This window comes from Metabacillus flavus, assembly GCF_018283675.1.
GTDB classification, from domain to species: Bacteria; Bacillota; Bacilli; order Bacillales; family Bacillaceae; genus Metabacillus_B; species Metabacillus_B flavus.
Window position 1 is genome coordinate 2986742 of sequence record NZ_JAGVRK010000001.1, and the last position, 22462, is coordinate 3009203.

Below are 22462 nucleotides of genomic sequence, written 5' to 3' on the forward strand. Positions count from 1 at the left end.
TTTATTTTGCTTTCTTATAAATGGTATAGTAGCCAATACCTGCTCCCACCCCTGCCCCAATGAGCAATCCGGAGAAATAGCCAATCATGGATTCCCCTCCGATGGAAAAGCCAAATCCGGCAAACCCGAACATTCCGAGCAACAGAACAAGAATAAATACAGGCAGGTTAAACCCTTTCCATAAAAAGAAATAACCGTTCCTTTCAACAGGATGATGTATGAAAGTAAAATATCCGATAGCTGTATAAATAAGGATAAGTACCAGTGGAATGAAGATGTCTAAAGTAGAGACGCCTTCTGTATAAAGGATTGAATTGATCCCTGTGAATAAAGAAAGCACCTCCATTACACGCTCATCATAATAAAATGTGCTATCAACGAACACTGCAAGATTCATCGAGATTACTGATACAGTAAGTCCCGGTAATATAAGCATGCTTCCTGCAACAAGCCCCTGTGCAAAGGACGTACCCGTCAGGCACCCTGCTGCAAATACAAGCGAATAAAGCAGCAATGCTGAAACAAAGGTATTGCAATAATAAAGGAGCATGCTATCATCAACCACTGCATTCGTAAAAAAGAAAATTCCGGAACTGATTAAATAAGAAATAATCAACCCGATTAAAATCATGGCCAAGCCAATAAGCCACTTCCCCCAGTAAATCGTGCTTCGGGAATACGGCAGAGATAATGTAAAATCCATGCTTCCTCTCTGTTTTTCTGAACCAAGCTGGCCAATAGCCAATATAAATGGAATAATCCATACCATTCCACTAAAACTTGAGTCCATCAAATCAAATTCAAATATGTTCCCCTGCCCTTTTAAATAAAAAGAATAGGCATTCAATATCATCCAGGGAAGGTAAATAATTAAAATAGCTAACGTCGTAACCAGTCCTGCAACAGTCTGCCTCATTTCTTTTAAAATAAGACCTTTTACCATCTGCGTTTACCTCCAAACTTGGCAATGAAAACTTCCTCGAGGCTTACCGGAAGTTCATTCCAAATCCTCGGTTCAAGGGATTTTAGCCAATCTCTTTGTTCTTCGTTTTTCTTTTCCAATAAAACAGTATAAAACACGCCTGTATGATCCAAAATCGGCAGACCCCTCTCACGAATCTGGAGATGCCGGTCATTTTCAAATGCAAGCTGAACCTTCAAATAATCTTCCTTCACATCTTCCATATCCACCAAATTCGAAAGCGTATTATCCTCTAAAAAAGCAATCCTGCTGCAAATCCGCTCAATATCCTCTAAACGGTGTGACGTAACGACAATCGATGTATTCCGGTTAGCCACCTCATCAATCATCAATTCAAGAACATCGTGCCGAGTAACCGCATCAATCCCATCGGTAGGTTCATCCAGCAAAATCACCTCAGGTCTCATCGCAAACGCAATAATTAATGCAAATTGCTTTTTCAAGCCCGTTGACAAGTCACGGTATTTTTTCGTCTCAGACAAACTGTAGCGGTTCATAAGCTCATTCGCGTACGTCACATCAAAATCTGGATACATCGGCTTAAGAATCCTGATCAGCTGTTTATATGTATACCGATCATAAAACCCGTTCCGGATTGGGACATATACAACTTTTCTCTTAACTTCCGGGTGGGCGGCAATTGGAAGATCGTTGAACATAATCTCACCGTGGTCCGGAAGCAAAATCTGTTCAATCAAACGCAAAAGTGTCGTCTTTCCAGAACCATTCCGTCCCAGCAGCCCGAAAATCTCTCCCTCTCCCAGAGTAAACGATACATTCTGAAGAATAAGCTCCCCATTCATCTTCTTAGACAGATTCCGAACCTCAAGCATCTTCCCTTCCCCCAACCTCTTTCTTAATTTCATCAATCCACTCATGGAGCTCATTAATATCTATCCCTGCATAAGCCGCATCAATAATCAATGTCTTCAGCTGCTCCTTAAGCATTTCCATCTTCCCCTCATCCAGTTTTATTTTGACATTCTCCGAAACGAAGGTTCCCCGGCCTCTTAACGTCTCAATAATGCCTTCACGTTCAAGCTCCTTGTATGCTTTTCCCACGGTATTTGGATTCGCAATAATAATCGTCGCTAATTCACGAACAGAAGGAAGTTTATCCCCCGGTTTTAGAGCCCCTTTTAAACACAGCTCCTTCATACTCTGAACCACCTGTTCATAAATAGGCGTCGAGCTGCGAGGATCAATTTGTATCATGATCTCCCTACTTTCTTATATTGAATGAACTGTATTAGGTGTACTACAATGATTAATACACTTATCACAATATACAGTTGGATGTGATTTGTCAACGGCAATTTTTCATGTTGGAAATAGAGGTAATGGGGTTATGCGGAAGATCAGCCAGTTTACCTGTGTTGCCGTCATCGCACCGGTTTTCCCGTCTTGCCTGGCATTCTTGCCTGGCATTCTTGCCTGGCATTCTTGCCTGGCATTGCACCTGGTTTCCGCGGTTTGCCTGGCATTCTTACCTGGCATCGTACTTGGTTTCCGCGGTTTGCCTGGCATTCTTGCCTGGCATCGTACTTGGTTTCCGCGGTTTGCCTGGCATTCTTGCCTGGCATCGTACTTGGTTTCCGGTTTGCCTGGCATTCTTGCCTGCATCTCACTTGGTTTTCGGTTTGCCTGGCATTCTTGCCTGGCATCGCACTTGGTTTCCGAGGTTTGCCTGGCATTCTTGCCTGGCATCACACCTGGTTTCCGGTTTGCCTGGCATTCTTGCCAGGCATCGCACTTGGTTTTCGGTTTGCCTGGCATTCTTGCCTGGCATTGCACCTGGTTTACGGTTTGCCTGGCATTCTTGCCTGGCATCGCACTTGGTTTCCGAGGTTTGCCTGGCATTCTTGCCTGGCATCACACCTGGTTTCCGGTTTGCCTGGCATTCTTGCCAGGCATCGCACCTGTTTTCCGGTTTGCCTGGCATTCTTGCCTGGCATCGCACTTGGTTTCCGCGGTTTACCTGGCAATCTTGCCTGGCATCGTACTTGGTTTCCGGTTTGCCTGGCATTCTTGCCTGCATCGCACTTGGTTTTCGGTTTGCCTGGCATCCTTGCCTGGCATTCACACCCATCTTCCGGTTTGCCTGGCATTCTTGCCTGGCATCGCACCAGTTTTCCGGTTTGCCCAGCATTCTTGCCTGGCATCCCCACACTGTTCCACGTTTCCCACGCATTCTTGCCTGGCATTCAAACCCGGTTCCACTTTCCCCTTCCCCCAAAAAACCCCAAACAAAAAAGCACCCCAATAAATTCAGGGTGCCTTCCATAACTCCTTGCCCTATTCACGATCCAGCTGGATGTCATTTTCGCTTTCAACTGTCACATCCATGTGGCCTTTTTCTTCGAGCTCCCGCTGCATTTCCATGGCTTCTACTTCGCTTCCGAAGGCGGGTCCGTCGAAGACCCGCTCGCCTGTTTCTTTGTCTGTATATTGCACGATATATGTTTTCATTACGCATCTCCTCCTGTAATTCTTCTTCCCTTTTTTTATTTTCAGGAAACGAGGGATGACGTTGTTTTAGTTTTCAGCCGGGTGTTGTTTGGATTTGATTGGCTGGCCCTGCTTCGCGTATTTCTGTTTTGCCTTTGATACTGGATCCAGTTCTTTGGAAAATTCGCTTTGGCCGGTTTTTTGTTCTGGGTTGTTCTGATCGGAACGTTTTTTCACGGGTGTGAACCTCCTTAATGTCTTTGAAGAATCATTTCGTTTTGCAGCTGCTGCAGCTGAAGCCTCATTCTGTATAGCTGTTCTTTTTGCTGGTCATCACAGCTTAATGTGAGTTTGTTTAGTTCATTTACAGCGTCCTCGAGCTTGGATTGGGCTTCTGTGTATTCCTGGTCATGGTAATGCTCCTGCTTTGCTCCGCTTTCAAATTGCTCTTTTGCATAGTTGTATGTGTCTGTGCACATTTGCATATACTCTTCAACCGATTGCCTTGTGGCCATTGTATAATCTCCTTCCATTATTCAGGTTCGATGCTTCACTTTTATAGGGTTTACGATGGCTGGAGTTTTAACACCGAGAAAATTTGTCATTCAAAAAACGGGCGTGCTAAAATGGCTTAATGACTATAAATTTTTCGGGAGGCTTTTCTGATTTGATTCAGTCCAACCCTTTTCCATATGCGAACGATAAAAAAAGGTATCATACATGGAATTATCATTTAAAAGATTTCTTTGGACATAAAGTTTTTAAAGTGGCGTTAGACGGGGGATTTGATTGCCCGAACCGCGATGGAACGGTCGCTTACGGAGGCTGTACATTTTGCAGTGCTGCAGGATCCGGAGATTTTGCCGGCAGCCGTGCGGATGATCTTACAACTCAATTCCATGAAGGTAAAGCAAAAATGCATCAGAAGTGGAAAGACGGAAAGTATATGGCTTACTTTCAAGCCTACACGAATACGCACGCACCTCTGGAGGAATTAAAGGAAAAGTTTGAAACCGTGCTTGGATTTGAAGATGTTGTCGGTCTTTCTATTGCCACGAGACCGGATTGTCTTCCTGATGATGTGGTTGAATATTTGGCTGAGCTGAACAAGCGTACTTATTTATGGGTAGAGCTCGGGCTTCAGACGGTTCATGAACGGACGGCTTTGCTTATTAACCGGGCACATGATTATCCTTCCTATGTTGAAGGAGTAAACAAATTAAGGAAGCATGGAATCCGGGTTTGCACCCATATTATTGACGGACTTCCTCTTGAAGATCGGGATATGATGATGCATACTGCCAGAGAGGTTGCGAAACTGGATGTGCAGGGGATTAAAATTCATCTTCTTCATCTATTGAAGGGCACTCCGATGGTAAAGCAATATGAAAAAGGGATGCTTGAGTTTCTGTCATTCGAGGATTATGTTCAGCTCGTTTGCGATCAGCTGGAGGTCATCCCTCCTGAAATGATTGTGCACCGGATTACGGGGGATGGTCCGATTGATTTAATGATTGGGCCGATGTGGAGCGTAAATAAATGGTCGGTTATTAATGCGATTGACGCTGAAATGGAGCGGCGCGGCAGTTTTCAGGGAAAATTTTTTCAGGCAGAAGGGGTGGGCATTCAATGATTGTAACCCGGATTCTTCCCTTCTGCAGGGATTTGCTTTCTGCTGCCGTTCAGCCTGGCGATATCGCAGTTGATGCGACCGCGGGGAATGGTCATGACACAGCTTTTCTGGCCGGATTAACAGGTGAATCGGGCCAGGTATTCAGCTTCGATATTCAAGAGGATGCCCTCCTGGCAACCGAGAGGCTCCTTGAGGAGAAAAATCTCAGCAGCCGTGTAACCCTTTTTCATAAAGGCCACGAGTACGCTGAGGAATTCATTCCTGCTGAATACCATGGAAAACTTGCCGGAGCGGTTTTCAACCTCGGCTATCTCCCCGGAGGCAATAAAGAAATTGTGACGTCCCCTGACTCCACCATTGCAGGCATCAGCCAGCTTTTCCGCATGCTTAAGCTTGAGGGAATCATCGTTCTTGTCATTTACCATGGGCATCCTGAAGGGAAAATAGAAAAAAACGCGGTCCTTGAATTTGCAAAAAACCTTCCACAGGATGAAGCCCATGTGATTCAGTATCAGTTTATTAATCAAAAGAATAATCCCCCCTTTATTTGTGCAATTGAAAAAAGATAAAAAAGCGCCGGCCGATGAGCCGGTTTTTTCGTTTGCAGGGAAGAATAAATTCACCTCAAAAATAAAATACTAAATTCGAGATTTCTTCGTTGACTTTCGACAATTTCTGCCTTAATCTTATAAAGTATTTTTTAAATAAATTAAACCTATCAACTAACTGGGGGATTACAAAAATGAGAAGATTTTTATCCATTTTTCTTATAGCGGCTGCTTTGCTTGCATTAGCTGCTTGCGGTTCGAAAAAAGAAGAAAGCGCTGGAAGTCTGTATGATTCCATTAAAGAAAAAGGCGAAGTTACGATTGGAACGGAAGGTACATACGCGCCATTTACGTTTCATGACAAACAGGGAAACCTTACAGGATTTGATGTAGAGATTGCAAAAGAGGTTTTTAAACGCCTTGATATTAAACCTAAATTTATCGAAGCAAAATGGGATGGAATGATTGCAGGTCTTGATTCCAAACGCTATGACATGGTTGCCAATGAAGTAGCGATCCGCCCTGAACGTTTAGAGAAGTACGATATGTCTGAGCCTTACATCGTTTCAAAAGCGGTTCTTATCGTAAAGGAAGACAATAACGAGATTAAATCCCTAAAGGATTTAAAAGGCAAAAAAGTAGGGCAGTCACTGGACAGCAACTATCGTAAAATTGCTGAAGAAAACGGTGCAACTAATACGGTTGTGGATGGCTTCAATCAATCCATTGATTTGATTGCTGCTGGAAGAATCGATGCGACAATCAATGACAGTCTTTCATACCTTGATTTGAAAAAACAGCGTCCTGAGCTTCCAATTAAGAAAGTTTATGAAGAAAAAGAAGCGACAGAAAATGCATTCCTTTTCCGCAAAGACAGCGGAAAGCTGAAAGAAGAAGTCGACAAAGCATTGGCTGAAATGAAAAAAGACGGTACTTACTTGAAGATCTCCGAAAAATGGTTCGGTACAGATGTCTCGAAATAAAGGATTTGAGTGAATATGTTTGCTGATGAACGTTCACAGCGGATTATAGGGATTCTAACCGAATCCTTTTTTCCGCTTTTAAAAGCAGGAATTGCCTTTACCATTCCTCTGACCCTTATCACTTTTGCCCTTGGTCTGATTTTAGCGTTTTTCGTTGCCCTAGCCCGTATGTCGAATATTCGGATCCTTACGGCCATATCAGGCTTCTATGTCTGGGTTTTCCGGGGAACACCGCTGCTCGTTCAGCTGTTTATCCTATTCTTTGGACTGGGTAGCGTCGGGATTACACTGGATCCATTCACAGCCGCGGTCATCGGGTTCACCCTTAACAAGGGAGCTTACACCTCGGAAATCATCCGTGCTGCCATTTTGTCTATACCAAAGGGACAATGGGAAGCCGCCTATTCGATTAACATGACGAGAGCTCAGGCGATCCGGAGAATCATTCTTCCGCAGGCGGTGCGTGTATCCATTCCTCCGCTTGGAAATTCTTTTATTAGCCTAGTGAAGGATACATCGCTTGCTGCAACCATCACGGTTACGGAAATGTTCCAAAAAGGTCAGCAGATTGCGGCCGTATACTATGAACCGCTTTGGCTGTATATAGAAGTAGCCTTTATCTACCTTATTTTCAGCACCATACTTTCCTGGCTGCAAACCAAACTGGAACGCCGATTTGAACGCGGCATTGCCAAATAAGGAGGGGCTGTCATGATCAAAATAAGCAATCTTTATAAACGCTTTGGAGAGCTTGAAGTTTTAAAAGGCATAGATTTAACGATAGAAAAAGGAAAAACAGCTGTCATTATCGGCCCATCGGGTTCCGGCAAAACGACTTTGCTGCGCTGCCTGAATCTCCTTGAGGTACCGAATGCAGGAACAATTCAGCTTGGAACGGAAACCATTCAGTTCTCGGAAAAACAAAAGCTGAAAACCAGCACGGTGGCCGGATTCAGAAAGCAAACGGGGATGGTCTTTCAAAGCTATAACCTATTTCCGCATTTAACGGCTGTGCAAAACGTGATGGAAGGCCAGGTTGTGGTTAAAGGATTGTCTAAAGACGAAGCGCGGAAAAAAGCCCTCCTCCAGCTGGAAAAGGTCGGACTTTTGGACAGAGCGGACATGTACCCTCATCAATTGTCCGGCGGTCAGCAGCAGCGTGTTGGAATCGCCCGTGCTATGGCGATGGATCCGGATGTTCTGCTGTTTGACGAACCGACCTCGGCACTTGACCCCGAGCTTGTCGGAGAAGTGCTGAAGGTCATGAAAAACCTTGCGAACGAAGGGATGACGATGGTGATCGTCACCCATGAGATGCATTTTGCAAGAGATGCAGCGGACCTCGTGATTTTCATGGATAACGGGACTGTTGTGGAAACAGGCTCTCCTCAGGAAGTATTCGATCAAACGAAAAATGCCCGCACCCTTCAATTTTTGAATAAGGTACAGGCAACTATTTAATTGCAAAAGCTGCAGAAGAAATTTCTGCAGCTTTTTTGTATTCACTGAGCGGTCATTTTCTGGAACGTACGGTAGGCTCTGCCGTTCAGGTAAAAAAACAGAGACGTTCCGCCGCCCCTCCTCAACAACGTTCGCGCAAGCTTATTCAGTTCTTTTCTGGACGTTACTTTCCTGTCGGAAAGGTACACGCCGAGCAGCCCCCTATTGATGAGCTTGTGAAACCCTTCATGCGGGATTCCTTTTAAACTGCTGTCCGCTTTTTCGATAAAATGCTTAAGCCTTTTCATCATGCTTTCTTCTGTCGGGTAATAGCTGCAAAAGTTCAAATCTCCCCCTGCTCGATCCTCTTCCTGATCGATTAAGTAGTCCAGCAGAATGTGCAGTCCCTGAATATAAGGGAAATAGCTGTCCCGGATCTGCTTGGCCAAGTTCTCATCATAGGAGTTCTGGAATCCGTAAGCTGCAAGGCAAAAAATGCCGAGGGTTGAACCGCTGCAGGCAGAGAACTCGTACCATTCCATTTCAGGAAGCGCGCTTCGATGATGCTCGAACCATGTTTCAAGACGCGGCACCCTCTCATCAATCTGGACATGCTTATGTACTTGAAGATCACAGTAATACCCGGACAGCTCAAGCAGTGTATCTTTTATATGAGGGTAGCCCTCAATTTTCCCCAGCTGTCTTTGGCATATGGAGACAAGATCATGCAAATATCCGCCATCATCCTGATCCTCCCGGAATGAATAATAATTTTTCAGCTCCGCCCCGACCGTAAGTGCGTCAGGCATGGACTGATGCAGCATTCTGAAATCATCCGGATCGAGCGATGTACTGCGGTCGCACAGGTTATCCAGGTAATCGCTGATCGTCTGATAGGCGACGATAAACTCTACGCATTCTTTCATATTGGGCCCTGCCAATATTGCAAGGATCCCTCCGCCTTCACAGTGGAATGATTTTTCAGAGATGCTTGCCATCGCCTGGCTTCTCAGCTCTTCATTCGGTATGAGTTCAGCCTTTTTCTTCCACTCACCCAAATAATGGTGCACAAGCGGGAACACATTTTTGTACACCTTTTTCATAAGTGAAAAAGGCGAGGTTGGGATGGTCATGTCGATTCACTCCACTCTTCTTTCGGAAGCTCCGGAAGATGGTTTTCGGCAAAAGCATGGGCCATTTTAAAAACCTGATCGCGTTCAGGCTCATTGAAAATTTCGTGATAAAACCCTTTCCATTCCTTATACGCTTTTTCGGTGGCATCCAAACGGTTGAACCACGATTTCACGGCATTCTTATCCACTATTTTATCATCGCCTCCCTGCATAAGAAGGACGGGTATATCCGGGAATTTATGCTGTTTGCCGTTCGCCTGATCTATAGCATGCAGGAGCTCCCTGTACCAGCGAACCGAAACTTTGGTTACATATAGGGGATCATTTTCATCGATTTCAATAACAGACTTATTGCGTGTCGCCATCTCAATGGACAGGTTGGAATTCATCAGAAGTCCGGGGTATACAACGTTCAGCCCCTTTGACAGGACATCCAATGCCCGATTCGGCTTGTGGATTAAACCAAGGCACGGTGATGAGAGAATCACTCCGGCCAGCTTGTGTTCTTTCTCCTGCAAGGCTCTGATGGCAATCAGGCCTCCCATGCTGTGTCCGAGAAGAAATAAAGGAAGATCATACTTGTCTGCTTCTGTCAGCCATAAGCTTAGCTCATTTATGTATTCATTAAAGGACTGAATATGTCCTCTTCTTCTGGTTGAGGTTCCTTGTCCCGGCAAGTCTCCCATGATGACGTTATAGCCCGCGCATCTCCAATTCTCAATCAGCCATTTATAGCGTCTGTGATGCTCGGCTGCGCCATGAATCATGACGATCACTCCCTTAGGACGGTCTGCTTCCCATTTCCACATAAGAATCCCTTCCTTTCTCACAATTTTCCTGCATCTCCTTACAAGGAGCCTTTGTTTTATTATAATGTAATTAGAATTCCCTAATTACGTGAAAGGATGTTTAATAAATGATCTATCCATATAACGAATACATACCTGAAATATCTGAAAGTGCTTTTATTGCTGATTATGTAACCATTTCCGGAGATGTAAAAATCGGTGACGAGTCAAGCATCTGGTTCAATACGGTTATCCGAGGGGATGTAGCACCAACCATTATCGGAAAACGGGTAAATATCCAGGATCAATGCTGCCTTCATCAAAGTCCCGGCAACCCATTAATCATTGAAGATGATGTTACCGTCGGCCATCAGGTCATTCTCCACAGCTCCATTATCAAAAGAAATGCTTTAATCGGCATGGGTTCCCTGATTTTAGACGGAGCTGAAATCGGTGAAGGCGCCTTTATAGGAGCAGGAAGTCTCGTTCCTCCCGGAAAAAAAATCCCTCCCAATACCCTGGCTTTCGGACGGCCGGCTAAAGTAATCCGTCCCCTGAATGACGAGGATTTGAAGGATATGGCCCGCATCCGCAGAGAATACACGGAAAAGGCGCAAATTTACAAAAAGGCCATCCCAATTCAAAAAGGATAGTAAGCTGCTCTTAATCCCCCGCTGACGGAAGATTGACTATATTTTATCATGGCGGGGCATGACTTCAAAAGAATGATGCCCTCATCCCTTGGAAAATCAGGTTTTTTACGTCTTCTTAAAGGAATTGAAAAAAAAAGATTGAATTTCTTTACAAATTCTTATTATTAACTAAATAATTCTAAATTAGAATAGTATAAAAGGCGTTTGTAAAGGAGCATCTGATTATATGAAAACCAAGCTGATTGCAAACATGTATGATTTCGAATGCAAGCTCTTCCGAAGCGTCAACAGACATTTTGACCGCAAGTTTCTCAACTTGTACTTTCGGAATATCACACATGTTGGAGGAGCGACTCTAACCATTTTAGTCTGCTTAGCCATGATTTTATTTGCGCAGGGCCCTGTTAAATGGGTAGCGATAGCCAGTGCGGCATCTCTTGCATTAAGCCACATTCCAGTTGCCATGGTAAAAAAAATGTATCCAAGAAAGCGGCCGTATATTTCACTTTTGGAGACGAAGGTGCCTGCCAATCCATTAGAGGATCATTCTTTTCCATCCGGACATACAACAGCCATTTTTTCCGTCATTATACCTTTCTTGCTTTTCATGCCCAGTCTTGCCTTGATTCTGATCCCTTTAGGAATTAGTGTGGGGCTTTCCCGTATCTATCTTGGACTTCATTATCCTTCTGACGTGCTGGCAGGATGCCTGCTTGGCACATCTACAAGCATCATGACTTTTATGATGGTCAGCAAGTGGTTCCCGAATCTGCTGCATTTCACTTAATTATTCGGTCCGACTTTAATGTCTGGAGGGGTTCGATGAAAATCGCATTGTTTACTGATACGTATGCTCCCGATGTCAACGGTGTAGCCCGTACATTAAAACGGTTCACAGACTACCTTGAAGCGAACGGCCATGAATATCGTGTATTTGCACCAGAGAGCACGAAAGAAAGTTTATTTTCCAGTCACATTCACCGTTTTGCGAGCTTCCCATTCTTTTTATATCCTGAATGCCGTGTTGCCTGGCCCAACATGCTTCAGGTTAAAGGAGAGCTCCAAAAATTCCAGCCCGATCTCGTCCACATTGCCACTCCCTTCAATATCGGTTTATGCGGAATGCATTATGCAAAAAAATTAAACATACCGATCGTTGGATCCTATCACACGGATTTCGATCAATATCTTGAATATTACGACCTTCAGTTTTTTTCAAAAATACTATGGAAATACATGCATTGGTTTCACAGACCATTCAAAAAGCTTTTTGTGCCATCTCCCGAAACCCTTGAACAGCTAAAAGTACAAGGATTCCCCAATTTGCGTATTTGGGGAAGAGGGGTAGACTGTTCCGTGTTTTCTCCAAGTTTAGAGGGTTTTGATGCCCATGAGCAATACAATATTAAAGAGCCATTTATCCTCTCCTATGCAGGCCGTCTCGCTCCTGAGAAAGACATTCAGACATTGATGGCCGCAGCGAAAACGATGCCTGCCCATTTAAGGGAAAAAGTTCATTTTCTTATCGTGGGAGACGGACCATCCAAGCTTGAAATGATGAAGGACGCTCCTGAAAATATGACATTTGCCGGTTACGTCAGCGGCAGAAATCTTGCAAAAATTTATGCTTCTTCTGATTTGTTTGTCTTCCCTTCTCCTACAGAAACCTTTGGAAATGTTGTCCTTGAGTCCCTTGCCTGCGGAACCCCTGTTATTGGCGCGAACTCCGGAGGCGTAAAAAATATCATTTCTCAAGAAAAAAACGGGCTGCTGTGTGAACCGCGTAATTCTGAAGCCTTTATTGATGCCATTTCCTCTTTGCTTGAAAATCACCGATTACGGGAGGAAATGTCCCGTAATGCAAGAACCTACGCCTTAACCCAGACTTGGGACAGCATATTCGATGGACTTTTAAACGATTATGAAGAAGTCATCATTCATCCTGAAGAAGTTCGCTACGCTTAATCACCACCATAAAAAAGGCCCCGGCTCTTCACCAGCCGTGGCCTTTCTTTATTAGCGGAACCACTTAATATATCTGGCCGCCCATTTTTTCAAGCCCCCGTCAAAGAGCTTTTCCCTCCAATATAAATCTGCTGCCGACTGGATGCCGGCTGCCCGGTTCGGATAGGGGTATACCATTCCCGAAAGACTTCTCAGCTTTTTCCCGCTGCTTTTTGCAAAAACAACAGATTGCATCCAATCCCCTGCCCCCTCGCCGACCGCATGGGCACCCAGGATCTTTCCTTTTTGATCCATAATTAATTTAACAAATCCGGTTTCCTGTTCGGTTACAAACCGATCGACTTCATCCAAAGCTTTTTTATAAATGGTCACATTGCCATGCTGTTCTTTCGCTTCTTTTTCCGTTAACCCTAGGTGAAAAACCTCCGGCCTTGTATATACGTTCCACGGCATATGATCATATGAAATTTTTCCTTTTACACCAAATAGAGCATTCTGTACAATGGTTTTCCCCTCTTGTCCTGCTGCGTGCGTGAAAAGATACTGTCCAATTACATCGCCTGCTGCAAAGATGTGCTTCCGGTTCGTCTGGAGATAAGCGTTCACTTTTACATGGCCTTTATCATCCAGATCTACACCAGCTTTATCCGCTTTCAGTCCTTTTGTATTCGGGACGCGCCCCATAGCTAAAAGAATTTCATCTGCTTCAAGCATTTCTCCTTTTTGATCTGATACAAGATGCAGTACCTTACTCTGTCCTGAAAGAGAAACCTTCTCCACTTCTGTTTTTGAGCGGATTTCCATTTCTTCAGACAGCTTAGCGGTCATGAAATCTCTTACATCCTCATCCTCTTTAGCAAGGATTTTTGAAGAACGGTCTATGATGGTGACCTCGCTGCCGAGTCTCGCGAATGCCTGTCCCATTTCCACGCCAATTGGCCCTCCGCCTATAATAGCCAGCCTTTTCGGGAAAACCGGCATGGAAAAAATGGTTTCGTTCGTTTGAAAGCCAGCTTCCTTTAATCCATCAATATCCGGGATGAGCGGACTTGATCCCACCGCAATGACAAACCGCTTTCCAATCAGCTTTTGGCCGTTCACTATCACTTCATGCGAGCTTGAGAATTCGGCTGTGCCGTGAAAAATGTCCACACCAAGCTGTTCGAAGCGGTCATCCGAATCATGATGCTGAATGGTTGCTACAGCTGTTTTTACGGAATTCTTGACCTGATCAAAATCTGCGTTCAGGTTATATCCGTGTCTGGCGGCTGCTTTCCTTCCTATGTAGAATTCATTTGCCTGATGAATCAGCGCCTTAGATGGCACACAGCCCACATGCAAACAATCTCCGCCGAGAGTATCACGTTTATCAATAAGAGCAACCTTTGCTCCAAATGAGGCCGCACCGGCAGCAGCTGTTAATCCGCCGGATCCCCCTCCAATGACAATTAAATCATACTTCATTCCTGCTTCCCCCTACTTGAGTAATCGTTTCGCTTCAAACAATCTTTGAAAAGCTGTAAACATTTCAACTACGAAAAAGAGCAAGGTCATCCAGACAAGCTGGCCGCTGAAAATAATCATCAGGGAAAAAAGAATAAACCCTTCTGTCCGTTCCGCCACTCCTGCCTGATAGTAAAAGGATTTCACACCTTGTTTTTCACTAAGGGCTCCTACAGTTAAAAAGATGGTCATTGAGATAATAATGGAAACGCTGAGTAAAAGTAGAGCCCACTGTGCTTCCGGGAAAGCGAAGGCAAGGCCTAAGATCACACTGATCTCCACTACCCTGTCAAACGTAATATCAAGAACGGTTCCCCAGGCGGATGGCTTCGTTTTCCTGGCCATTGTGCCATCGACTGCGTCCAGAAAGCCGGAAATCCACAAAACCGCTATGGCCAGCAGGGGCTGTCCGGCATACACAAATATCCCTGATGACACTCCGATTAGAAAGGCGATACCTGTTACTTGATTCGCAGTGAGTTTCCACCTCAGTAGAACAGAGGCCGTCCCATCAATTGCAGGCTGCACATATTTCCTTCCATGCGTATCAAGCATCCTTCTTCACCTCATTTTCCTGATTCGAAAAGAGCCATTTCTTCATTTTTTTCCTAAAGAGAATAGGAATGATGGCAAGTATGATAAAAATGCCAATTGCAATATAAATGATCATTTTATTATCTGATGTAAAACTCGAGCCTAGAAAGCTGTAGGCAAACGTACCAGGTATAATTCCAATAATGGTCGCGAGCAAAAAGGATCCCCAGCGAATGGTCGTCAGGCCGGCCGCATAGCTGATTAGGTCGAAATTTACGATTGGCAGGATCCTCAGCACAAGAACATAGAGAAAACCATTCTTTTCGATGATCCTTTTTAAAGAACCGATCCATTCGGAATCCGGGACCATTCTTCTCCCAAAGGTACGAGAGAGAAAGAATGCAACCGCTGCTCCTCCGCTTGCACCTGCCATTATATAGATCATTCCCGAAATGGGACCGAATGCGAGTCCTCCCGCCAGTGATAGGATTGAAGCCGGAAAAAGGGTTAGGGGACGAACTGTATAAAGCAGAATATAAACGACGGGCCCAACCGCACCAAGCGATAAAATCCATCCCTTAATCATTTCCGGACTTATGTTCACGTAACTCTGATTAAACCAAATGAGAAGACCGGCCGCGAAAACAAGCAGCAGCAGTCTAGCTATCTTTTTCAAGAAACGCAGCCTCCTCCGGGTTTCTGCAGATATAAACAGTCTGCCCTTCCTTTAAAGGCAGCGATGATTGCAGTGTTATCCACTGTTCCCCGGAGCCAATTGCAATTCGGAAAAAAGACTGTCCGTATTTATACAATTCCCCTTCTATTCTGCCTTTCCAAGCATTCTCAGAAGAGTTTTCAGAGATCCGGAGCTTGTGAGAAGGAATAAATTCCTGCTTTTGCATCATGCCATCTCCATAGAAGGATGCCGCCCTTTCATTTGCAGGCCGCAAATAAATCTCGCGTGCTGTCCCCTTCTGAAGAATGGCTCCTTCATGCAAAATGGCAATCTCGTCGCCTATCATCGCGGCTTCTTCCATATCATGTGTAACAAAAATGGATGTAATGTTCTGTTCTTTAAGCAGGCTTTTCACCCAAATCCTCAATTTATCTCTCAAGAGAGGATCCACATTCGCAAACGGTTCGTCAAGCAGCAAAAGCTTCGGCTCCAATACGAGGGCTCTTGCAAGTGCAGCCCTTTGCTGCTCCCCTCCGGACAGTTCATCCGGATACTGCTTGGCCGCGTGCAGCATTTCCGTCTTTTCGAGCATCTTTTTTACTTTCTGCTCTCTTGCTTCTTTTTTTACTTTATGAATCTTAAGACCATACTCTACATTTTCGACAACGGTCATATGAGGAAACAGCAGCGCCTGCTGAAAGACGAGAACCACCTCTCTTTTTCTTGCAGGAACACGGGTTACGTCCTTTCCGTTCAGAAAAAACTGACCCTCATCCAGGGCTTCTATTCCTGCCAGGCACTTAAGGAGGGTGGACTTTCCTGTCCCGGAAGGCCCTATAAGAGAGAGGATTTCCCCCTTCTGAATAGAGAGCTGAATTCCGTCTAAGATTTTCTTCTTATGAAATCGCTTCGTACCATTGAAAACTAAATAAGGCATTTCTCAAAACCTCCCTTTATATGGAGCAAGGATCCGGTACACCGCTTCAAATGCTATCCAAACTCCGATGGGAATGATGGCAAACAGCAGCGAGAAAGCGGCCAAAACCGCTGTATCCGCCTGTTCAAAATAAGGAAAATAGACAAGAGCAAGCGTCAATACGCTCCCTCCGCCTATTAAACTTGTTAAGATAAACTGACCGAGAGATATAACAAAAATCAGGAATGCAGAGGATCGGAATGAAGAAAGCAGGAGCGGAAGATGGATGGACGTAAAAATCTCCCATCCTGATGCTCCAAGCGTTTTAGCCTGCTGCTCAAAGCTTTGCCCCATTTGTTCAAAGCCTGCTCTGAATATTTTAATGGTATACGGCAGGGTCGGGAGCAGCTGAATCAGCACGACCCCGCTCCACTCATTTGCCAGACCGAGGCGAATAAACGCTATATGCAATCCCATTGCAATAAGTAAAGCAGGAATTAAAATTGGAGCGAGAAGAATTGTCTCCGCGAGCGTCTTTCCTTTAAATTGCCGGAAAGCCAAAGCCCGTGCCGCTGGAATGCCTGCTGCCAAGTTCAGCAGCACGACAGCCGTTCCGATACTAACTGATGTCCATACGGACTGTACAAGCAGCGGATCTTCTGCAATCACCCTCCAGGCTCTCCATGTAAATTCCGAATTCAAGAGATGATTCCGGTCTCTTTGCATCACACTGCTAGCAATTAGAGCACCAATCGGAAGAAATACGAAGAGTAAATAAATGCTGAGAACAGCGACGGAGCCTTTTTTCCTGAAAACAGTGATTCCAGAACTGGACGGTACCATTCTTCTTTTTCTGCCCCATAAAAAATAGAAAATAGCAGTCACCAATATAATTAAAACGGTGACGGTGATCATCGCCGCATATGCCAAAGGGCGCTGTGACCAATCCCCGTTGTAAAACCAGTCAAAAGCCAAAACAGAAACCATCTTAGGGAATGTGATCCCAAGCAGTGCCGGTACCTCATAAGCTGTCAGGATAAAAGCGAACAAGATCAGAAAGGTCTCAATAAGGACGGGGAACACCACCGGCCATTCTGCCGTTTTAAAAACGTCCCACCGCGAGCCCCCAAGTGAGGTAATGACGTCCTTCCTCCTGCCATCCATAGAAAGATAGAGGGGCAGGAGCATCAAAATCACAAAAGGAATTTCCTTCGTGACGTACGTAAGGATTATTCCTATCCCCCATTCGTCCCTGATCAGGACCGGAAATTGCCCGGGCTGCTGCAGAAAACCAATCTCTGTCAGCACCTGAGGAATCCAGCCCGTCTGATCAAGCAGGAGCAAAAGCATGTATCCCCAAACAAAATGGGGAAAAAGAATCGGGGACCAGGCAAGCAGCTTGAAAAAAGGACGCCTCATAAACGGGGCTATTTTTCTCGTAATCAATAATCCTGCTGCAATGGCGAGCAGCGATGAGATCAAGGCAAGTGAAAAACTGTATAAAAAGGACATTCGAAAGCTTTTCCCATTCCAGATCTCTGCATAGGCTTTTAAACTTATATTTCCATTCATTGCTGCACTTTCATACAGTGAAAAAAGAATTCCGGACAGGAGCAGGATTCCCGATAAAACAAGAGCCGGTATAACCGCACCCGGCACTGATTTATTTTTGAACCACTTCATTCGTCCAGTTCTCCTTTAACCAGTTCACATACCGTGAATCAATCTCCGGAAGGAAAGCATCTTTTAATTGCTCCGGCTTCAACACACTGTCCCCCCGCTTAATTTCATCGTATTCAGCCTTCTGCTGATTGGATAGCTTTGAATAATCCAAAGCCGGACTCTCCCCCCAATATTCCGGTGAGAGCTTTTTAATTTGTGCTTCCGGTGAAAGCAGGAAATTAATTGACGCTAATGCCGCCTCTTTATTTGAGCTATTGGCTGGTATTGCGAGGAAATGCGTATTCCCAATCGAGCCTGATTCAAGAACAAAGGACCGGGTTGATTCAAGGAATACGCCTTTCTCAATAAGACTCTCTGCGCGGGCCTCATTATAGCCCATTGTCATGGCAAGCTCCCCATTAGCGTAGAGCTTATCAAGCTCGGTCAGATCATTCGGATAGAGCTTTCCCTTCTTCCAGAGATAGGGCTCCAGCTCATTTAAATCCTTCCAAAGCCTTTCACTGCCTGTTTTTGCAAATTTTTCATCATATCCTTTATCGAGAAGACCCTTTGCCCCGCCTGCTGATTCATAAAACAAGTGTCTGATAAAAGCATTTCCTGTGAAATCTTTCGGATCAGGGTAGGCGAACTGGCCAGGATTGGCTTTCACCCACTTCTTTAAATCCTCTATCGTTTTAGGCGGATCCACAATTTTAGATGAATCATAATGGAAGACAAACTGCACTTTCCCCCATGGTGCTTCATAACCCTCTGTTTCAAGACCGAAGTCATAAAGATTTTCAAGGGATTTTGTATCATAATATTTCGTGTAATTCGGCAGTTTTTCAGTAATCGGGCCAAGAAGCAGATTGTTTTGCTTGGCGTTCTTAAAGTTCTCTCCATTCAGCCAAACGATATCAATCGTTCCTTCTGTCTGTCCTGCTCTTTTTTCTGTTTCTAGCTTTTGAAGAATTTCAGGGGTATCCATTGGAACTCTTTCTAAAAGAATATTGTTTTTTTCTTTGACTGCAGGTTTCACGTACTCATCTATATAAGCATTGATCCCAGGGTCACCACCCCACATGAAGAGCCTCACTTTTTTTCCGGCTGCCACTTTTTCTATATCAGACCAGCTGGATGCAAGAACTTTTTGGCTGTCCTTTTCTGTATCGGCCTTGGAAGAGCAGCCTGCTAATGCCAGTATGATGATAAATAAGACCAGTAATCGCTTCATGCACAATCCCCTTTTACGTTAAGATAGACAGATATTAATACCCCATGAGACCTATATTGAATCCACATTCAGAACATCAAGCATTCAAAAGGCCGGCCATTCAAGCCAGCCTTCCATTTCACTTAAATTCCTCTGCGAATTCTCCATAGCCCTTTTTCTTAAGATCTTCCTTTGGAATAAATTTCAGCGCTGCAGAGTTCATGCAGTAGCGCAGTCCTGTAGGCTTTGGCCCGTCATCAAATACGTGGCCAAGATGAGAGTCAGCGTATTTGCTGCGTACCTCGGTCCTTGTCATAAACAGACCGTTATCCTCTTTTTCAACGATATTTCCGGGAACAAGCGGCTTTGTAAAGCTTGGCCAGCCGGTTCCAGAATCGAATTTATCCTTTGAGCTGAACAGAGGTTCACCAGATACGATGTCTACATATATTCCTTCGTCCTTTAAATCATGATAGGCATTGCTAAACGACCGCTCCGTCCCATTCTTTTGGGTCACCTTGTATTGCTCTGCAGAAAGAGTTTTTTTCAGCTCTGCATCAGAAGGCTTTTTAAAGTCCGCATAGCTTGAGGCAGTTTTTGATTTTCCCTTTATTTTCACTTCCCGGTCTTTCCCCCAGGCATCATCTAAAAACTGATCCCGTCCTGAATTGTTCCTGTAAAATTTATACTGAACCGAGCTCTTTTTATAATAATCCTGATGGTACTCTTCTGCTTGATAAAACGTATCTGCTTTTCTGATTTCAGTCACGAGCTTTGAATCGAACCTTTTCGATGCCTGCAGGTCTGATTTAGATTTTTCTGCTGCGGTTTTTTGCTCCTCGTTGTGGTAGAAAATAGCGGACACATACTGATCTCCTCTGTCTACAAATTGGCCGCCGCTGTCTGTCGGGTCGATTTGCCTCCAGAATACCTGAAGAAGCTCTTCATAGGAAACTTTAGATGGATCGTAGACAACCTGCACCGCTTCAATATGTCCAGTGGAGCCGGAGGAAACCTCTTCATAGGAAGGATTTTTCTTTTCTCCGCCTGTATATCCTGAAATGACTTCATAAACACCTTCCAGTTTTTCAAACGGCGGTTCCATGCACCAGAAGCATCCCCCTGCAAATGTTGCTGTCGCTTTTGTTGAATCAGCTTCCACTGTTTCAACAGGCTGTGTTCCATAGGAGCGTTTCGTAAAATACTCACCAAAATTAGGTGCAACTGCAAACAGAATAGCTGCAATTCCCGCTATGACGATAATCGGCACCCAGATTTTCATGGTCATTCCCCTTTCTGTTTTAGCGGAAGCGAAAACCAAAACTCGCTTCCTTTGCCCTCTTCGCTTCTAACACCAATCTGTCCATGATGAAGCGCGATAAACTCTTTTGCAATCGCAAGGCCTAACCCTGACCCGCCCAGGGCTTTGTTTCTTGATTTTTCTGCTCGGTAAAACCGTTCAAAAATCCGCTTCTGATCGGATAATTTTATTCCCTGCCCCTCATCCTTCACTGAAAAAACGAGCGATTGGTCCACTTTCTTCACTTGAAGCAAAATCACGCTGTTAACAGGCGAATGAGCAACTGAATTTTGAATGAGGTTCGATAAAACTCTCATAATCTGATCCCTGACTATCTGAATAGCCGGTATATCATCATGCATCCGGACTTCGAGCTGCACTTGCTTTTCTTTAAAAATAAGCTCAAACTGTTGCAGAACATCCAGCACCAGCTGATCAGCATGAACGGTTTCAGGACGGAATGGTGTCTGATTGCTATCAAGCTGGGATAGTTCGAATAGCTCCTGAATCAGTTTGCTTAGACGGTTGGATTCCTTTTTTATCGTCTCAAGGTAATCCTTTCTCTCCTGCTCACTTTTCACTACGCCATCCTGAAGTGCTTCAACATAGGACAAGATGGAGGCAATCGGTGTTCTCAGATCATGCGATACATTGGCAATCAGCTCCGTTTTGTAAGCCTCTGATTTCTTCACTTCCTGAAACATGTGATCCAGCTTCTTCGCCATTTCATTAAAATGGCTCCCAAGCTCTTTAATTTCAGCGGGACCTTTTTCAGAAACCCTTACCGCAAATTGTCCCTCAGACATTTTCTTCGATTCAGATTTGACCTGGTTCACAGCTTTCATAAGCGGACCCGTAAGAAAAAAATGAGCCAGAGCAGAAATGGAACCCGCAGCGAATGTAATAATCGTCAAGATTAAAATGGATTCGTTAGGGATGGACATCCGCACAAAACTAATCAGCAAAAACATCAGAATCAGCAGCGTACTTAAAAAATTAGCCAAGATGAGAAGCGTTCTAATTTTCATAACGGCTGCTCCAATTTATAGCCAATTCCCCATACCGTTTTAATATACTGAGGTTCCGCTGGATTGAGTTCAAGCTTCTCTCTCAGTCTCCGGACATGAACATTGACGGTATTTCCATCTCCTGAAAAATCATATCCCCACACCTTTTCAAGCAGCTGGGACCTGGAGAATACTTGAGACGGGTGACTGGCAAGCAGCCAGAGCATATCAAACTCTTTTGCCGTCATATCTATGATTTTTCCACCCGATTTAACTTGCCTTGTCGATAAATCGATGGAAATGGAGCCGATTGTAACGGACTGCTTTTCTTCGTTTTTGTATTTCGAGGTCCGCCTTAACATGTTCTTCACTCTTAATACAAGTTCTCTGGGGCTGAACGGCTTGGTTAAGTAATCGTCAGCCCCTAAGGTTAAGCCAAGGAGCCGGTCCCGTTCCTGTCCCAGAGCGGTGAGCATAATGATTGGGACATCCTCGTCCCCCATTCGGATTTCCTCCGCAGCAGTCCAGCCGTCCTTTTCAGGCATCATGAGATCAAGAACAATCAAATCAGGTCTTCCCCTTTTCCACTGCTCGACCGCCTCAAATCCATTGACCGCTGAATCAACCCTGTAGCCTTCTCTTTCCAGATAGCGCCGGCAAACATCGAGAATAGCGGGTTCATCATCAACAAGTAATATTTTCTGCATGTGTATTGACCCCTTTGATCTATACTTTCTTTATACAACAGTGTGTCTTGGAAACAAGCCCTTACTTTACTATATCCCAGCCAGCCAATCTCGCCTAAGAATCATGCTCTCTGCTTTTAATGGCATCATAAATCAAGAAAATTATGAAAGGATAAGGAAAAGATTAAATAAGTATGAACAGTTCTCTTTTTTGCTATGAAGCAGGATCCCCTCCAGGATGCTCGCTGCCATAAACCCTAAACTGGCATCATCTTTCTAACAGGAAAACGTGATAAATGAATAAAAAGATCATTCATAGTTTCTCCAATCTCTTGAACATAAAAAAACGTCTGGAACGATTACGTTCCAGACGTTTCTGTTTTATATTGCTT

General features: G+C 44.5%; 27 protein-coding genes. 8 read left to right on the forward strand and 19 right to left on the reverse strand.

The features are described 5' to 3' along the window. Window position 1: 1 nt before the first annotated feature. From J9317_RS15215 to J9317_RS15250, 8 genes are all read right to left on the reverse strand, one after another. Window positions 2-943 carry an ABC transporter permease subunit gene (locus J9317_RS15215; protein WP_211560014.1) on the reverse strand — a complete coding sequence of 314 codons (942 nt, stop codon included), beginning with the start codon at window positions 941-943 and terminating at the stop codon, window positions 2-4. Further along, on the reverse strand, window positions 937-1815 hold the full coding sequence (locus J9317_RS15220; protein ID WP_211560016.1) for an ABC transporter ATP-binding protein: 879 nt from the start codon (window positions 1813-1815) through the stop codon (window positions 937-939). Before J9317_RS15220 ends, J9317_RS15215 begins: the two co-directional genes overlap by 7 nt. Then, window positions 1808-2197, reverse strand: a complete 390-nt coding sequence (locus tag J9317_RS15225) for a GntR family transcriptional regulator (RefSeq protein WP_211560018.1) — start codon at window positions 2195-2197, stop codon at window positions 1808-1810. Before J9317_RS15225 ends, J9317_RS15220 begins: the two co-directional genes overlap by 8 nt. A gap of 105 nt (window positions 2198-2302) precedes the next feature. Then, the gene (locus tag J9317_RS15230) at window positions 2303-2593 is read right to left on the reverse strand and encodes a hypothetical protein (protein ID WP_211560020.1); all 291 of its coding nucleotides are present in this window, start codon (window positions 2591-2593) and stop codon (window positions 2303-2305) included. A 13-nt stretch (window positions 2594-2606) separates the two neighbouring features. Beyond that, window positions 2607-3131, reverse strand: a complete 525-nt coding sequence (locus tag J9317_RS15235; RefSeq protein WP_211560022.1) for a hypothetical protein — start codon at window positions 3129-3131, stop codon at window positions 2607-2609. A gap of 146 nt (window positions 3132-3277) precedes the next feature. Continuing rightward, window positions 3278-3451 (reverse strand): hypothetical protein, encoded by a 174-nt coding sequence (locus tag J9317_RS15240; RefSeq protein ID WP_156505866.1) that lies wholly within the window; start codon window positions 3449-3451, stop codon window positions 3278-3280. A gap of 66 nt (window positions 3452-3517) precedes the next feature. After that, window positions 3518-3667, reverse strand: coding sequence for a glycogen biosynthesis protein GlgD (locus J9317_RS15245; RefSeq protein WP_211560024.1), 150 nt, complete (start codon window positions 3665-3667; stop codon window positions 3518-3520). 14 nt (window positions 3668-3681) lie between these two features. After that, on the reverse strand, window positions 3682-3945 hold the full coding sequence (locus tag J9317_RS15250; protein ID WP_035409777.1) for a YtzC family protein: 264 nt from the start codon (window positions 3943-3945) through the stop codon (window positions 3682-3684). A 152-nt stretch (window positions 3946-4097) separates the two neighbouring features. On the opposite strand from J9317_RS15250, the gene mnmL reads away from it, so the two are divergent. From mnmL to J9317_RS15275, 5 genes are all read left to right on the forward strand, one after another. Further along, entirely contained in the window at window positions 4098-5063 is a 966-nt protein-coding gene (gene mnmL / locus J9317_RS15255) for a tRNA modification radical SAM protein MnmL/YtqA (protein ID WP_211560025.1), read from the forward strand. After that, entirely contained in the window at window positions 5060-5632 is a 573-nt protein-coding gene (mnmM, locus tag J9317_RS15260; protein WP_211560027.1) for a tRNA 5-(aminomethyl)-2-thiouridylate-methyltransferase MnmM, read from the forward strand. Before mnmL ends, mnmM begins: the two co-directional genes overlap by 4 nt. A 173-nt stretch (window positions 5633-5805) precedes the next feature. Then, window positions 5806-6594, forward strand: coding sequence for an amino acid ABC transporter substrate-binding protein (locus J9317_RS15265; protein ID WP_035409784.1), 789 nt, complete (start codon window positions 5806-5808; stop codon window positions 6592-6594). 15 nt (window positions 6595-6609) lie between these two features. Further along, window positions 6610-7293, forward strand: a complete 684-nt coding sequence (locus J9317_RS15270; protein ID WP_211560029.1) for an amino acid ABC transporter permease — start codon at window positions 6610-6612, stop codon at window positions 7291-7293. A gap of 12 nt (window positions 7294-7305) precedes the next feature. Next, complete coding sequence (locus tag J9317_RS15275; protein ID WP_211560031.1) at window positions 7306-8055, forward strand: amino acid ABC transporter ATP-binding protein; 750 nt, start codon at window positions 7306-7308, stop codon at window positions 8053-8055. A 41-nt stretch (window positions 8056-8096) separates the two neighbouring features. On the opposite strand, the gene J9317_RS15280 is transcribed toward J9317_RS15275, so the two are convergent. Both J9317_RS15280 and J9317_RS15285 read right to left on the reverse strand, forming a co-directional pair. Beyond that, window positions 8097-9167 carry a tetraprenyl-beta-curcumene synthase family protein gene (locus J9317_RS15280; protein WP_211560033.1) on the reverse strand — a complete coding sequence of 357 codons (1071 nt, stop codon included), beginning with the start codon at window positions 9165-9167 and terminating at the stop codon, window positions 8097-8099. Further along, window positions 9164-9976, reverse strand: coding sequence for an alpha/beta hydrolase (locus J9317_RS15285; protein ID WP_211560035.1), 813 nt, complete (start codon window positions 9974-9976; stop codon window positions 9164-9166). The genes J9317_RS15280 and J9317_RS15285 overlap by 4 nt, the downstream gene beginning before the upstream one ends. 107 nt (window positions 9977-10083) lie before the next feature. On the opposite strand from J9317_RS15285, the gene J9317_RS15290 reads away from it, so the two are divergent. The 3 genes from J9317_RS15290 to J9317_RS15300 all read left to right on the forward strand — a co-directional run bounded on the left by J9317_RS15290 (window position 10084) and on the right by J9317_RS15300 (window position 12573). After that, window positions 10084-10608, forward strand: a complete 525-nt coding sequence (locus tag J9317_RS15290) for a gamma carbonic anhydrase (RefSeq protein ID WP_211560037.1) — start codon at window positions 10084-10086, stop codon at window positions 10606-10608. 226 nt (window positions 10609-10834) lie between these two features. Next, window positions 10835-11395: a phosphatase PAP2 family protein gene (locus tag J9317_RS15295; RefSeq protein ID WP_211560039.1), complete on the forward strand. Its 561-nt coding sequence runs from the start codon at window positions 10835-10837 to the stop codon at window positions 11393-11395. Window positions 11396-11430: 35 nt separating this feature from the next. Beyond that, complete coding sequence (locus J9317_RS15300) at window positions 11431-12573, forward strand: glycosyltransferase family 4 protein (protein ID WP_211560040.1); 1143 nt, start codon at window positions 11431-11433, stop codon at window positions 12571-12573. A 51-nt stretch (window positions 12574-12624) separates the two neighbouring features. Here J9317_RS15300 and J9317_RS15305 read toward each other — a convergent pair whose 3' ends face one another. The 9 genes from J9317_RS15305 to J9317_RS15345 all read right to left on the reverse strand — a co-directional run bounded on the left by J9317_RS15305 (window position 12625) and on the right by J9317_RS15345 (window position 22091). Continuing rightward, entirely contained in the window at window positions 12625-14037 is a 1413-nt protein-coding gene (locus tag J9317_RS15305) for a dihydrolipoyl dehydrogenase family protein (protein WP_211560041.1), read from the reverse strand. A gap of 12 nt (window positions 14038-14049) precedes the next feature. Continuing rightward, a complete protein-coding gene (locus J9317_RS15310) occupies window positions 14050-14631 on the reverse strand; it encodes a CDP-alcohol phosphatidyltransferase family protein (protein WP_211560042.1) in 582 nt (193 codons plus the stop codon). Further along, the gene (locus J9317_RS15315) at window positions 14624-15286 is read right to left on the reverse strand and encodes a TVP38/TMEM64 family protein (RefSeq protein WP_249292197.1); all 663 of its coding nucleotides are present in this window, start codon (window positions 15284-15286) and stop codon (window positions 14624-14626) included. Before J9317_RS15315 ends, J9317_RS15310 begins: the two co-directional genes overlap by 8 nt. Beyond that, window positions 15270-16223, reverse strand: a complete 954-nt coding sequence (locus J9317_RS15320) for an ABC transporter ATP-binding protein (protein ID WP_211560043.1) — start codon at window positions 16221-16223, stop codon at window positions 15270-15272. Before J9317_RS15320 ends, J9317_RS15315 begins: the two co-directional genes overlap by 17 nt. A gap of 3 nt (window positions 16224-16226) precedes the next feature. Further along, window positions 16227-17885, reverse strand: coding sequence for an ABC transporter permease (locus tag J9317_RS20650; RefSeq protein WP_249292199.1), 1659 nt, complete (start codon window positions 17883-17885; stop codon window positions 16227-16229). Further along, window positions 17866-19098, reverse strand: coding sequence for an ABC transporter substrate-binding protein (locus tag J9317_RS15330; RefSeq protein ID WP_211560044.1), 1233 nt, complete (start codon window positions 19096-19098; stop codon window positions 17866-17868). The genes J9317_RS20650 and J9317_RS15330 overlap by 20 nt, the downstream gene beginning before the upstream one ends. Window positions 19099-19216: 118 nt before the next feature. Continuing rightward, a complete protein-coding gene (gene msrB, locus J9317_RS15335; RefSeq protein ID WP_431190690.1) occupies window positions 19217-20359 on the reverse strand; it encodes a peptide-methionine (R)-S-oxide reductase MsrB in 1143 nt (380 codons plus the stop codon). Window positions 20360-20361: 2 nt separating this feature from the next. Then, window positions 20362-21405 carry a sensor histidine kinase gene (locus tag J9317_RS15340; RefSeq protein ID WP_211560046.1) on the reverse strand — a complete coding sequence of 348 codons (1044 nt, stop codon included), beginning with the start codon at window positions 21403-21405 and terminating at the stop codon, window positions 20362-20364. Next, on the reverse strand, window positions 21402-22091 hold the full coding sequence (locus J9317_RS15345; protein ID WP_211560047.1) for a response regulator transcription factor: 690 nt from the start codon (window positions 22089-22091) through the stop codon (window positions 21402-21404). Before J9317_RS15345 ends, J9317_RS15340 begins: the two co-directional genes overlap by 4 nt. Window positions 22092-22462 lie beyond the last annotated feature (371 nt).

Bases quoted from the DNA above. Each gene is read 5' to 3' on its own strand.
- J9317_RS15215 (WP_211560014.1), bottom strand. From the start codon at position 943: ATGGTAAAAGGTCTTATTTTAAAAGAAATGAGGCAGACTGTTGCAGGA.
- J9317_RS15220 (WP_211560016.1), bottom strand. From the start codon at position 1,815: ATGCTTGAGGTTCGGAATCTGTCTAAGAAGATGAATGGGGAGCTTATT.
- J9317_RS15225 (WP_211560018.1), bottom strand. From the start codon at position 2,197: ATGATACAAATTGATCCTCGCAGCTCGACGCCTATTTATGAACAGGTG.
- J9317_RS15230 (WP_211560020.1), bottom strand. From the start codon at position 2,593: ATGCCAGGCAAACCGGAAACCAAGTACGATGCCAGGCAAGAATGCCAG.
- J9317_RS15235 (WP_211560022.1), bottom strand. From the start codon at position 3,131: ATGCTGGGCAAACCGGAAAACTGGTGCGATGCCAGGCAAGAATGCCAG.
- J9317_RS15240 (WP_156505866.1), bottom strand. From the start codon at position 3,451: ATGAAAACATATATCGTGCAATATACAGACAAAGAAACAGGCGAGCGG.
- J9317_RS15250 (WP_035409777.1), bottom strand. From the start codon at position 3,945: ATGGCCACAAGGCAATCGGTTGAAGAGTATATGCAAATGTGCACAGAC.
- mnmM (WP_211560027.1), top strand. From the start codon at position 5,060: ATGATTGTAACCCGGATTCTTCCCTTCTGCAGGGATTTGCTTTCTGCT.
- J9317_RS15265 (WP_035409784.1), top strand. From the start codon at position 5,806: ATGAGAAGATTTTTATCCATTTTTCTTATAGCGGCTGCTTTGCTTGCA.
- J9317_RS15270 (WP_211560029.1), top strand. From the start codon at position 6,610: ATGTTTGCTGATGAACGTTCACAGCGGATTATAGGGATTCTAACCGAA.
- J9317_RS15275 (WP_211560031.1), top strand. From the start codon at position 7,306: ATGATCAAAATAAGCAATCTTTATAAACGCTTTGGAGAGCTTGAAGTT.
- J9317_RS15280 (WP_211560033.1), bottom strand. From the start codon at position 9,167: ATGACCATCCCAACCTCGCCTTTTTCACTTATGAAAAAGGTGTACAAA.
- J9317_RS15285 (WP_211560035.1), bottom strand. From the start codon at position 9,976: ATGTGGAAATGGGAAGCAGACCGTCCTAAGGGAGTGATCGTCATGATT.
- J9317_RS15290 (WP_211560037.1), top strand. From the start codon at position 10,084: ATGATCTATCCATATAACGAATACATACCTGAAATATCTGAAAGTGCT.
- J9317_RS15295 (WP_211560039.1), top strand. From the start codon at position 10,835: ATGAAAACCAAGCTGATTGCAAACATGTATGATTTCGAATGCAAGCTC.
- J9317_RS15300 (WP_211560040.1), top strand. From the start codon at position 11,431: ATGAAAATCGCATTGTTTACTGATACGTATGCTCCCGATGTCAACGGT.
- J9317_RS15305 (WP_211560041.1), bottom strand. From the start codon at position 14,037: ATGAAGTATGATTTAATTGTCATTGGAGGGGGATCCGGCGGATTAACA.
- J9317_RS15310 (WP_211560042.1), bottom strand. From the start codon at position 14,631: ATGCTTGATACGCATGGAAGGAAATATGTGCAGCCTGCAATTGATGGG.
- J9317_RS15320 (WP_211560043.1), bottom strand. From the start codon at position 16,223: ATGCCTTATTTAGTTTTCAATGGTACGAAGCGATTTCATAAGAAGAAA.
- J9317_RS20650 (WP_249292199.1), bottom strand. From the start codon at position 17,885: ATGAAGTGGTTCAAAAATAAATCAGTGCCGGGTGCGGTTATACCGGCT.
- J9317_RS15330 (WP_211560044.1), bottom strand. From the start codon at position 19,098: ATGAAGCGATTACTGGTCTTATTTATCATCATACTGGCATTAGCAGGC.
- msrB (WP_431190690.1), bottom strand. From the start codon at position 20,359: ATGAAAATCTGGGTGCCGATTATCGTCATAGCGGGAATTGCAGCTATT.
- J9317_RS15340 (WP_211560046.1), bottom strand. From the start codon at position 21,405: ATGAAAATTAGAACGCTTCTCATCTTGGCTAATTTTTTAAGTACGCTG.
- J9317_RS15345 (WP_211560047.1), bottom strand. From the start codon at position 22,091: ATGCAGAAAATATTACTTGTTGATGATGAACCCGCTATTCTCGATGTT.